The organism is Staphylococcus sp. 11511212 (assembly GCF_011394755.1).
Lineage (GTDB): Bacteria > Bacillota > Bacilli > Staphylococcales > Staphylococcaceae > Staphylococcus > Staphylococcus chromogenes.
Genome location: NZ_JAANBQ010000003.1, coordinates 767,603 through 780,281, shown reverse-complemented (window position 1 = coordinate 780,281; position 12,679 = coordinate 767,603). Strand labels below are relative to the sequence as shown.

Here is a 12,679-nt window from a genome sequence, read left to right as displayed (position 1 = left end):
AATGTTTAAATATTACCAAGTAACGCGCTAATATATATGCCAAGTGCATATAAGAGTCCGAAAAATGTGTTTGTTTTTCCAGCTGCTGCCATGGCAGGCATCATTGAAGCAGGTGTATCGTGCTTTTTAAAGCGACGGTACACTTTAATTGGCCAAGGAAAGCTCAGTAAAACGAGTAAATAGAAAATAGAGCCTCCTGCGACAAAAAACACGGTATAAATCACCCATACATATGCGATTACATACATTACTGCAAGAACAATTAAAGAAAGACGCTTACCTAAAAAAATAGGCAATGTACGTCGGCCGCTTTGTCGGTCCTTGACACGATCTCGTATGTTGTTCGCCATATTGATAAGACCGATTGTAATCACTATTGGAATACTCATCCAAACCGCAAACCCTTCGACATGGCCGATTTGAATAAAGAAGGCAATTAAAATGATAATCATGCCCATGAATAACCCTGAGAAAATTTCACCAAAGGGTGTCCATGAAATCGGAAAAGGGCCACCTGTGTACAAATACCCAATAGCCATACAAATGAGTCCTACAGGGATAAGCCAAAATGACGTTTGAGCTGCTATAAAGAGACCTAAAATCGCTGCGATGACGTAAAAGGCAATCGCTAAGTTGAAGATAGATTTAGGAGTCATTCCATGTCGGACGATTGCGCCACCGATACCTACTGATTCGTGGTCATCGAGGCCTTTTTTAAAGTCGTAATATTCGTTAAACATATTTGTTGCTGCTTGAATAAGAAGACAAGCGAGCAACATTGCTAGAAATAATCCAATATTAATGCGATCTTCACTCCCAAGTTGAAAGATTTTTGCGAGTGCAGTACCGACCAACACTGGAATAATAGCAGCAGTTAGCGTGTGCGGACGCATTAACAACCAGTACTTATGAAAGGCTGAATGTTGCTTAAATTGATTCACCATATAGATCAAAACCTCGATTAATTATATTGTTAATACAAAAACAGTATAGAAAAGTTTATGTATGAAATCAATAACAAACTCTATGAATTAAGCAATGTTCCACACATTTAACATTAAAAAATGTTAAAATGATTGTTAATGGGATTATGATTATGAGAAAGAAGTGAGAGAAAGATGACTGTTGACGTTGGTGAGCAGGAAATCATTGACGCAATAGCGCACACATCGAAAACCTGGGTATCCATAGAGGTGCGTTTATCACGTACATTGGATCCAGTTACATTATTTAAAAAGACCAATCAAGAAGCGGGTAACCGCTTTTATTTTCGGCTGAATGATAATGAAACAGCTTATTTTGGGTGTCGCGTTGCCAAGGAGTTTAAAAATAATAAACAGAATAAGCGTTCTATTTTTGAGGAATGGAATCAGTTTAAAAATGATATCGCACTCATACATCCACAGTCTGAAAGACATCATTTAAGAATCTGTGGAGGGTTTCAATTTTCAACGAAACGAACAAGTTCGGAATGGCATCAATTTGGGATGAACCATTTTATTTTACCTGAAATTTTAGTTTCTCATGTAAAAGGAGAAACGTATTTAACTTATACTGTCCCAGTTGAGCAATTTCATTATGAAACGTTTAAAGAATGGGAAACTTTTTTTAATACATTAAATGACGACAACGCCTCTGTCACACCTGAAGAACAACAGGTCTGTCGTCAAATGGATTTAGACGTCGAAGAGTGGGAACAGTTAGTTGCTAACACAATTCGTCAGCTTGATACAGATGAAAAAGTCGTTCTGTCTCGTCGACGCGCAATAGAGTTTAATACATCAATTGATATTGCTTTGGTGTTAGAAAAAGCACTTAAAAATGAAAAAAACAGCTATTTGTTTGTTTTAGAGTCTGGAGAGGATTGTTTTATATCACAAACGCCAGAACAACTCTTTAAAGTGCAAGAGGGGATGCTCTCTACTAAAGCTGTGGCAGGTACCATCAAACGAACACCAAATCCACAACAAGATAAAACGCGCGTTCACGCCTTTTTGCAAGATGATAAAAATCTAGGGGAGCATCACATTGTTGTGGAGAGTATTTTAGAAGATATCAAGCCATTTGTTAAAAATGTGAACTACAACAAAACACCAAGTATTTTAAAAAATGATCATTTGTATCATCTATATACAGAAATTTCAGGGACACTCGCAACGTCCAACTATATTGAACTCATTGATGTGATGCATCCAACGCCGGCTTTAGGGGGTTATCCAAAAGCACAAGCGATGACTTACATAGATGCACATGAATTTAATGCGCGTGGACTTTACGGTGCTCCTGTTGGCATGATAGACATGTATGATGACAGTGAATTTATCGTTGCGATTCGTTCCATGTTGATTCAAGGTAACCAAGCGTTATTATTTGCGGGGGCAGGCATTGTGAAAGATTCTGATGCCAAGGCAGAGGTTGCTGAAACGGCTTTGAAATTTAGTCCGATGATGGACGCATTAGGGGTGAACTAAATTGACGCACGCACAACAACAATTAACTGAACAAGTATTTCATTTTGTCTCTGAACTTTACGCATATGGAGTGAGGGAAGTGGTCATTAGTCCAGGATCACGCTCGACGCCGATAGCGATTGCTTGCGAATGTCATCCTGAACTAAAAACTTGGATACATCCAGATGAACGCAGTGCTGCTTTCTTTGCGCTCGGTTTAATCAAAGGGAGTCAAAAGCCTGTAGCGCTCGTTTGTACGTCTGGCACGGCAGCAGCGAATTATGTTCCTGCAGTAGCGGAAAGTCATATTAGCCGTTTGCCACTAGTCGTTTTAACGAGTGATCGACCACACGAACTGCGTGAAGTAGGGGCACCACAAGCCATCAATCAAGTCAATATGTTCGAAAATTATGTGCGTTTTCAATTTGATATGCCTATAGCAGATGGCACAGCGTACACTCTGGAAGCTAATCGCTATCAACTGCAAAAAGCAAGCCAATATTTTGTCGGCCCGCATCAAGGACCCGTTCACTTTAACTTGCCTTTTAGAGAACCACTTACACCAGACTGGTCACGGACAGATTTGTTAACAACGCATAAGTACACGTTACCAAAATACCAAAAAGCGATTGATCCAACACCCATCCAATCCATATTAAAACAAGTCAAAGGACTCATTATTGTGGGGGACATGCAACATCAAGATGTGTCTCAACTGTTAACTTTTGCGACTGAATATGATTTACCTATACTAGCGGATCCTTTAAATCCAATTCGACGTACAGAACATCCTAACGTGGTGGCGACTTATGATTTATTATTACGATCTGGTTTAGCCTTAGAAGCAGATTTTGTTCTTCGTGTAGGAAAACCAGTGGTCTCTAAAAAGTTGAATCAATGGTTAAAACAAACTAATGCAACGCAAATTCTTATTCAAAATAGTAAAGACATCGATGCTTTTCCTAAAATGCCTGATTACTTTTATGAAATGTCAGCGAATGATTTCTTTAGATCTCTCAACACATTAGAAAGTACTTATCGTAAAGTGTGGTTGAAGCATTGGCAAAAATTAGAAATTCAAGCGCGCGACATTATTTCAACGCATCAAAAACAAGCCTCAGATGAAGCCGGCTACATTTCTCGCTTGTTAGATAAACTGGATGAGACGGATCATCTTTTTGTAAGTAACAGCATGCCTATTCGAGATATCGATAATTTGTATTTTAATCGTAAGTTCAGTGTTTATGCGAATCGAGGGGCTAATGGAATTGATGGTGTTGTTTCTACAGCACTCGGGATGGCGGTACATAAAAAAGTGACTTTATTGATTGGTGATATCGCATTTTATCATGATATGAATGGACTGCTCATGTCAAAATTAAATGACATTCATATGAATATTATTTTAGTCAATAACGATGGTGGCGGAATTTTTTCGTATTTACCTCAGAAAAAAGCAGCGGGTCCACATTTTGAACGCTTGTTTGGAACACCGACGGGACTCGATTTTGAAAATACAGCGCATTTGTATCAATTGGGATATAAACGTTTTACAGATATCCAATCATTTGAATACGCTGAGTTAAATGCGATGTCAGCGACACTCTATGAAATTATGACAGAACGTGCATCTAACTATGAGGCGCATCAAGAACTCTATGAAAAATTAAGCGAGGTTGTCAATGTTACACTATAAAATTTATGAGGCAAAACAGACATCGGAAACCGTGCTCATTATGTTGCATGGGTTTATAAGCGACAGTTCAACGTTTGACCAGCATATTGCAACGTTAACTCAAAAGACCCATGTTGTTACGATAGATTTACCTGGGCATGGAGAAGATATCTCAGATGACCATCAATTATGGGATTTTCAATGGATTAGCCGTGCATTGCATGAAATTGTAATGAAAGTTCAAAAGCGTAAAACGGTTTTACATGGGTATTCCATGGGGGCAAGAGTTGCACTTTATTATGCATGTCGGTACCCAAAAACCCTTGACGGCTTGATTTTAGAGAGCGGTTCTCCAGGAATTCAAACAGAGGCCCAACGTATTGAGCGACAACAAGTTGATGAGGCTAGAGCGAGAGTGCTTGATATAGCTCCCTTAGAAACTTTTGTGAACGACTGGGAACAGTTGCCACTTTTCCAGTCACAGCGCTTTTTATCTGACGTAGAACGTCATCGTATTCGTGAGATGCGCTTACGTCAATCTCCAAAAGGATTGGCGAAAGCTTTGCGTGATTACGGGACAGGCGCAATGCCTCCACTTTGGAATGAATTAGAGGTTCTCCAATTGCCTGTGTTACTAATAGTTGGAGAATGGGATGAGAAGTTTATAGAAATTGCACAACGTATGCAAGAACAACTCTTTGACGCTCAATTAGAAATTGTCCCAAGTGTTGGACATACGGTTCATGTGGAAGATGCGACAAAATTTGATACAATAACATTAGCGTTTATTAATGGTTTAAATAAGGAGGGCAACCATGGCTAGACAATGGGAAACATTAAAAGAATATAAAGAAATTAAATATGAATATTTTGAAGGTATCGCTAAAGTAACGATTAACCGTCCAGAAGTACATAATGCTTTCACACCCAATACGGTTCAAGAAATGATTGACGCATTCACACGTGCACGAGATGACGAACGTATCGGTGTGATCATCTTAACAGGTGAAGGGGACAAAGCATTTTGTTCTGGCGGAGACCAAAAAGTGCGAGGCCACGGCGGATACGTCGGTGACGACCAAATTCCACGTTTAAACGTATTAGATTTACAACGTTTGATTCGTGTCATTCCTAAACCTGTCATTGCAATGGTTAAAGGTTACGCTATTGGTGGCGGTAACGTACTTCAAGTGGTTTGTGATTTAACGATTGCGGCAGATAATGCTAAATTCGGTCAAACAGGACCAAAAGTCGGTTCTTTCGATGCGGGTTATGGTTCTGGTTATTTAGCACGTATTGTTGGTCATAAAAAGGCACGTGAAATTTGGTACTTATGCCGTCAATATGATGCACAACAAGCGTTAGATATGGGAATGGCAAATACTGTTGTTCCTTTAGATAAAATTGAAGATGAGACTGTTCAATGGTGTAAAGAAATTTTACAACATTCACCAACAGCTTTACGTTTCTTAAAAGCAGCGATGAATGCAGATACAGACGGATTAGCAGGCTTACAACAATTTGCGGGTGACGCAACGTTATTATACTATACAACTGATGAAGCAAAAGAAGGTCGAGATGCGTTTAAAGAAAAACGTTCACCAGATTTCGACCAATTCCCTAAATTCCCATAAACTTTTAATTAAGATATGATATATTAAACAAACGCCTTTCAAAGTAGACAATGCAAACTTTGAAAGGCGTTTTTATGTGTAAGCAATAAGGTTTATGCTTGTGGATAATAGGTGTCAAGATACGTCTTAAGTCGTTTCATGCCTTCTTTTAACGCATCTAGATGATAGGCGTAAGAAATACGTACATAACCTTTTCCATATTCGGTAAAGGAAGAACCAGGCACCATCGCTACCCGTGCTTTTTCCAAAACTTCTACACAAAAATCATAGTCGTTTTCAGTAAAACGTGTGATTTTTGGAAAAATATAAAATGCGCCTTGGGGAATAGATTCTAGTTCAAATCCCATTTTAGTTAAAGCATCCACTAAGTAATCTCTTCGTTCAGTGTACGCCGCATTCATGCGTTGAGGGGCATTTACGCCTTCAGACAGCGCAGCGACTGTTGCCACTTGTGCCGGAACATTCGCACAAATACAATTGTAGGCGTGCATGAATGTCATTTTTTCAATGATGTATAAAGGGCCCGCTAAAAACCCCATGCGAATCCCAGTTGCTGAGTGTGATTTGCTTAATCCATTAATAAGAAGTAATTGGTCTTTAAGCGCTTCAAATTGGGCAAAAGAAGTGTGTGTTTGATTAAATGTATTTTCAGCGTATATTTCGTCACTAATCACAAACACCTCATATTTTTTTAAGCAATCGACAAGCGCTTTAACTTCGTCAAAACTCAATGTCGCACCAGTAGGGTTAGAAGGATAGTTGAGTAAGACCACTTTTGTTTTTGCGGTCATATGACTTTCGATTAAAGAGGGGGTTAATTTAAATTGTGTTTGGCGCGTATCGACAAATACAGGGACGCCCCCTAATGATTGAATTAATGGGATGTACCCGGCGTAAACGGGTCCTGGTAAAAGCACTTCATCCCCTGGGTTTAAAATACATCGTAAGCTCGTGTCCAACGCTTCTGATGCCCCGTTCGTCATAATAATGGATTCAGCATCATAGTTGACGTTATAGCGGGTTTTTAGAAATTGCGAGACGGCCTGACGTGTTTCAATTAACCCTTTATTGTGAGAATATGTCGTGAGGTTGTCAGAGATTGCTTGTTGATAAGCATTTTTTACAACTTGAGGCATTTCAAAATCAGGTTGACCTACAGTCAGGTTAATCACATCCTCGATTTGACTAATTCGGCTTGAGAATTGTCGTATAGAAGGTGCTTTCAAATATTTAGATTGTTCATTGAGTTCAAGTTTCATAACATCACATCCTAAAAAAAGAGAAGTTATTTCAAAGCATATCATACTTTGAACAACTTCTCTTGATTTGTTTACGGATAAGGTTTAAATTGTGAAGGTTTTTGCAAATGGACGAAAGGATTCATCCATTTGGCGATAAAATTGGTTGACCATAGCCATACAATAAACAAAGATAAAATAAAATTATAAAGAAGGCCAAGGGCAGGGTGATCAATGAATGCAAAGAGATTATGACCACGTATAATCCCTATAAATAACCCGTGTAACAAATAGACATACATTGTTCTTGAACCAATATAGGTCCATTTGAACTTTCTCGTAGGGACTAAATTTAAAAAGGCAAACATAGATGAAAAGATTATCATATAAAGTGTTAACCGTTTTAAAGGACTCCATATCACATTCCATCCCTCTGTATTAGCATACGGAGAACTTCCAAGTAACCATGATGAACTAATTGGGTGAATATAATACCCGATATAGAAGAAGATGAGAATAAACATAGAGATCGGCACAAACTTTTTCCATCTAATCCAACGACTAAAGCCACCATCAAGAATATACCCAATGTAAAAAATAGGGAAGAATACTAATGTACGTGACCAACTTAAATAGCCATCGATATTGGATGAAAATCCGGCTAATACCGCAATCAAAATGGCGATAGGCAAAACAATAATCGGTTTATAATCTCTCACAATCACAATGATGACGTTAAAAAAGAACAAGGTCAGTAAAAACCATAAAGCAAATACAGGGTCAAATGGATCTAAATCAATCGTACTATTTTTTCCTGTAATAAAATAATATATCGAGAAAAATGCAAAAAAGATGAGGTAAGGCCCAAGTAACTTTTTCCCTACTTTTTCGATATAGCCGGCTTTCCCTACGTTTTTAGCAAAATATCCTGAAATAAAAAGGAAGGCAGGCATATGAAAACTATATATCGTTAAATACAATGCATTTATCGCCGAGTGTGTATCTGTATACGGTTGTATCAAATGTCCAAAAACAACTAAAAAAATAAGTATTGCACGGGCATTATCAAAAAATGCATCACGCTGGATTCCATGTGCCATAAGAGAAATACTCCTTTTAAAATCGTTACTATAAATGTATTACAAATGATAGGGACAATGCAATTTAAAAGGGGTTCCTATCATATTTAAACAAAGAGAAAGGGTTATTTTTCTAAGCGGTGTTATATTTTTATCACGCATCTGAAGTATCCAATGACTAGAGCGTTAGAGTCAATTTTGAATTTTTAAACATGAGACATCATAAGGCATACGTACTTGAATCAGTCACAGTAACTATGACCTTAGATATTATGAGTGAGAGGACGATCTATATTAACGTTTTAAAATTACGCTTGAGATACGTGGCTTTAGAAAGTGGTTTTTACGAAGCATACAACGAACTATGCATTTCAATAATCTAAATGAGCCAAGACTTCGTTTTGTCTTGGCTCCTAACATTTATATACTAGATTTACTTTTTGTAATGATCAACGTCAAAGAATTTACCTACAGCTGCAATTTGATCGTAGAATTGTTTCATACGCGCAGCATTATGGTGCGCCCAGTTAATATCTGTAGCATATTGATGTGTACCTGGGTTATTAGGATTCCATCTCATACGGTATAACGTATTTTGTCCGATGCCAATGTAACGGTCTTTAATAAATGATGCACCACCGATAATGGCTTTGCTCACAGTGTTCCAACCATAAGCTTCAGCAGTTTTAAAACCACCACGAATCGCATCTGTATCGACCGCGCCGATACCAAACATATTGTAGAATTTGCGCGGAGCGTTTGTGACCACTTTATTGTTAGCATCCACATATCCACCATTGGCAAGTGTTGAAGTTCCGTTACCTGTTTCTAATAAAGCGTGTGAAATTAAGTAAATTTCATTAATATTATTCATTTGTGCCGCTTCTTTAAATGCTGCGCCTTGACCAGCTAAAATGCCTTTGCCTACAAGTAATTTGTCTAATTGAGCAGCATCTAACCCTTGATATTTGTCCAATTTAAGGAATTGGTATTTTTGAGTTGGGTCTTTTTCAATAAGTGACGGATTCATAGCATTAGCTACTTCAGTACGTGATGCATCCACCCATTGACCAGCGACATGCTGAACTTGTGGTTTATATGACAAATTCATTTGTGTATCTACAGCTTGGTTAAAAGTATACGGCGAGTTAAAGTAGCGTGTAAGTTGTGTACGCAAGTCTGATGATTTAATCCACGCACGTGTCCCGTCATTAAACTGTCCGTAGTACCATGTCACACCATTAATGATAGCTGAGCGTTGTACTTTAAAAATACTTTCATAATAGCTTGATAAGTTACCTTTTGCGTTTGTATCACCTGCATTAGTGTAATATTGACCATTACGGTTATAAACGACATAATATTCAGGTTTAGTAAGTGTTTTAATTTGTGTTGGTGCTGCTTTGAGTTGTGTGACTGCCTTAGCGGCTAAGTCATTTTTGTTTATCCAACCCATTTTTTGATTCACATTACCAAAGAGGTAAGTATCTTTACCCACTAAAACAGATTTCGTTGCATTGAATGTACGATTTGATAGATTTTTCAAAGTATCGATACGTTGATTTGAAGTTCCCCACGGTATCGCATATAAACCTGATGTTGTTGCATTCACAGTATATTGTCCTGAAGTAGGGACTTCTTTACCTAATGCACGTGTATTGACGTCTTCAGCTTTAAACCATCCAAGTGGTGTATTATTTGCGCTCTGTAATAATACAAAGTTTTGGTTATTTGCAGAAGCGGTTTTTGTAACTTTATATGTGCGATTCGCATACTGTTTTGCATCTTTCGCAGTTGAATCATAGATTGTTGCACGCATACCTGATGTCGTAGGCTTTAATTGACCAATTTGTGAAACCGCTTGTGCAACTTGTTGTGTTGCTTTAGGTGCTGATAATAACGTTTGGTTCACCCAGCCAGAGAGGTTGTTTGCAGTCCCATAAATATAAACAGCATTCGCAATTTGCTTTTGTTGTGTCGCTTTAAAGTTTTGAGCACCTGTACCGCTTACCGCACCAGCGACTTGAGCACTTGTCCCCCAAGGCACCGTATAAAGTTTTGTACCTGCAGGAATTGTGAAGTTTTTACTGATTTTAATCGCAGGTTGACTTGTGCGGTAATCCACATCAGATTGTTTCACCCAACCTAAATTCGTACCTTTATTGTAATCTGTGACTAAATAAAATTGGTCGCCATTAAGAGAGGCTTTTTTCGTCACATTTAATGTTTGATTCGTTGCTGATGTTTTCTTGCCATTAGCATCATAAACAGAGGCATAGAGCCCATTATTTGTCGTTTTGATACGACCTACACCTGTATCAGCAGTAACTTTGAGTTGATTTGTAGGTGCTTTTAATACGGATTGATTCACCCAACCAGACAAGTTGTTTGCAGTGCCGTAAATATAAACACTGTTCGCAATTTGTTTTTGTTGTGTCGCTTTGAAGTTTTGAGCACCTGTGCCACTCACTTTCCCAGCAACTTGTGCATTTGTACCCCAAGGCACACTATAGAGTACAGTTCCGGCTGGAATTGTGTATGATTGGTTGATAGTTTTAGCAGGTTGGCTTGTGCGATAATCTACATCAGATTGTTTGACCCAACCTAAGTTAGAACCTGTATTATAATCAGAAACGAGGTAGAAGTTATTGCCGTTTAGAGATGCTTTTTTTGTGACATTCAATGTTTGATTCGTTGCTGATGTTTTCTTACCTGCTTGATCATAGACAGTTGTATAAAGTCCGCTATTTGTTGTTTTAATGCGTCCGACACCCGTATCTTTATTTACTGTTAATGGTGACGAAGGAGTTGTACTTGGCGTTGACGGTGTTGATGGCGTTGTAGTGCCGCCTGTTGAGTAGGCTGGTGAAGCTAAGCCCATCTTAACCATATATTTTTCGTTAATTAAATCATACAATTCGTTATATGAGTAACCACGTGATTGTAAATAACCATGAGGGTCAGAATGGTCTGTACCTCCTAAGAATCGTGACACAGCATCATGTGTCCATACAGTTCCCTGACCATCATACTCAGCACTATCAGGACGTAAGTTATAATATTGTAAGTTTGTTGCTGCATAATCCGCAAAGTTATTCATTTGACGCGCAAAATTATCATAACCATAGACGTGAACGAGTTCTATATTAATGAAACGTTCGTTAGCATTTGGTCCTGCACCCCATGAAAGATAATCAGTAGGTTGGGTTTCAATAATGCGTTGATCACTAATAAATCCATGGACAAAAGCACTTTGATAGTTACGTTTCATATAACTGATTTCACCATCAATAGTTGAATTTGGATTAGCAGTATCATGCACTACGATTCCTTCAGGACGTCCTACACCGTTACGGTAGCCATATTTAGGAAAGTAACTTGAAAAATCTTCCTCATAAGTAGGAACAGTGTAGTTTTGTTTACGAATGTAATCATTAATTTGAGATGACACTTGTGGTTTATAGGCTGCGGGTGCAGTTGCGCGTAACGCAGTAGTGCCTGCAGAACGGAACGCAGTTGTCCCTGTATTACTAGAATTTAAGGATAATGTCGCAGGTCCACCTTTGCCACCTACACGAGGAGGTGTAGGACCATCTGGATTAGCATTAATGTCTGTGTCATTTGACTGAGTCGCATACGTATTTTGTTTAGCAGTTAAAGATGGGTTTGAATTCGTATTATTTTCACTAGAAAGTTGTGACTGTTTTGATGTTTCAGCAGAAGATGGTGCCACAGATGCTTGTTCAGGTTGTGTTTGTGTCTTTGTTGTGTCTGTATTTGAAGTCGCTTCAGTATTTGCAGATGCGTCAGTATTTGTTGGAACATCTGTTGTATTGTTAGAAAGTGTCTCAGCTGTAGTATCATTTGAAGTCGCTTCAGTATTTGCAGATGCGTCAGTATTTGTTGGAACATCTGTTGTATTGTTAGAAAGTGTCTCAGCTGCAGTGTCATCTGAAGTCGCTTCAGTTTTCAGAGATGCGTCAGTATTTGTTGGAACATCTGTTGTATTGTTAGAAAGTGTCTCAGCTGTAGTATTATTTGAAGTCGCTTCAGTATTTACAGATGCGTCAGTATTTGGTTGAATCTCAGATGTATTGTTAGAAAGCGTCTCAGTAGAAGCGTCATTTGATGCTGAAGCTTCGTTTACCGTTGATTGGTGATAAGCTTCTGGTGAAACTTGTGCCTCGTTATGTAAGTTAATATGACTATCTTCAGTTGTATTTGTAGTTGTTGAAGAAACATCACTTGTTGATGTTGTATCGTTGGCTTGAGTTGGAGTAGTCGTTTCATTTGTAGTGACTTGCGTCGGGTCTTGGTAAGATTGTGTGCCGGAAATAGTAGCCTGTTGAGACGTTGTCGCTGATTTTGCTTGTTCTGCCTGTTGTAAAGCATTTTCACTGTCAATGACTTTCTCAGGTGCTTGTTGTGTCGTGTTTTCAGCTGCGTCAGCATGATGTGCTGAAATCGCTGTTCCCGCAATCGTCAATGCAATAATAGAAGGTGTTTTATACCCAATTTTTTTTACCATTTCATTACCCCTTTAATCATTAAGATAGTATAAAGTTGATTGAGTTCATTATATAGCGTCAGAAATCGCAAATGG

Annotated in this window: 8 protein-coding genes; 4 read left to right on the top strand and 4 right to left on the bottom strand. The window is 38.4% G+C overall.

Translation table 11 applies throughout. The features are described from left to right. Nucleotides 1-5: 5 nt before the first annotated feature. The gene (locus G8Y84_RS05135; RefSeq protein WP_165806166.1) at nucleotides 6-944 is read right to left on the bottom strand and encodes a 1,4-dihydroxy-2-naphthoate polyprenyltransferase; all 939 of its coding nucleotides are present in this window, start codon (nucleotides 942-944) and stop codon (nucleotides 6-8) included. Nucleotides 945-1,118: 174 nt separating this feature from the next. Here G8Y84_RS05135 and G8Y84_RS05130 point away from each other — a divergent pair, with 174 nt between their 5' ends. Genes G8Y84_RS05130 through menB form a run of 4 tightly spaced genes read left to right on the top strand, consistent with a single transcriptional unit; the run spans nucleotide 1,119 to nucleotide 5,759 of the window. Continuing rightward, nucleotides 1,119-2,471 (top strand): isochorismate synthase, encoded by a 1,353-nt coding sequence (locus G8Y84_RS05130; RefSeq protein WP_103159403.1) that lies wholly within the window; start codon nucleotides 1,119-1,121, stop codon nucleotides 2,469-2,471. 1 nt (nucleotide 2,472) lies between these two features. Then, nucleotides 2,473-4,146: a 2-succinyl-5-enolpyruvyl-6-hydroxy-3-cyclohexene-1-carboxylic-acid synthase gene (menD, locus tag G8Y84_RS05125; protein ID WP_037571931.1), complete on the top strand. Its 1,674-nt coding sequence runs from the start codon at nucleotides 2,473-2,475 to the stop codon at nucleotides 4,144-4,146. Further along, nucleotides 4,133-4,948: a 2-succinyl-6-hydroxy-2,4-cyclohexadiene-1-carboxylate synthase gene (menH, locus tag G8Y84_RS05120; RefSeq protein ID WP_165806165.1), complete on the top strand. Its 816-nt coding sequence runs from the start codon at nucleotides 4,133-4,135 to the stop codon at nucleotides 4,946-4,948. Before menD ends, menH begins: the two co-directional genes overlap by 14 nt. After that, nucleotides 4,941-5,759, top strand: a complete 819-nt coding sequence (gene menB, locus G8Y84_RS05115) for a 1,4-dihydroxy-2-naphthoyl-CoA synthase (protein ID WP_037571924.1) — start codon at nucleotides 4,941-4,943, stop codon at nucleotides 5,757-5,759. Before menH ends, menB begins: the two co-directional genes overlap by 8 nt. Nucleotides 5,760-5,851: 92 nt before the next feature. Here the strand turns inward: menB and G8Y84_RS05110 are convergent, their stop codons facing one another. The 3 genes from G8Y84_RS05110 to G8Y84_RS05100 form a co-directional block, all read right to left on the bottom strand. Next, nucleotides 5,852-7,018, bottom strand: a complete 1,167-nt coding sequence (locus G8Y84_RS05110; protein ID WP_037571921.1) for an aminotransferase class I/II-fold pyridoxal phosphate-dependent enzyme — start codon at nucleotides 7,016-7,018, stop codon at nucleotides 5,852-5,854. Nucleotides 7,019-7,089: 71 nt separating this feature from the next. After that, nucleotides 7,090-8,097 carry an acyltransferase family protein gene (locus tag G8Y84_RS05105; protein WP_037571918.1) on the bottom strand — a complete coding sequence of 336 codons (1,008 nt, stop codon included), beginning with the start codon at nucleotides 8,095-8,097 and terminating at the stop codon, nucleotides 7,090-7,092. Nucleotides 8,098-8,509: 412 nt separating this feature from the next. After that, entirely contained in the window at nucleotides 8,510-12,604 is a 4,095-nt protein-coding gene (locus tag G8Y84_RS05100; protein ID WP_165806164.1) for an N-acetylmuramoyl-L-alanine amidase, read from the bottom strand. Between the last annotated feature and the right edge of the window lie 75 nt (nucleotides 12,605-12,679).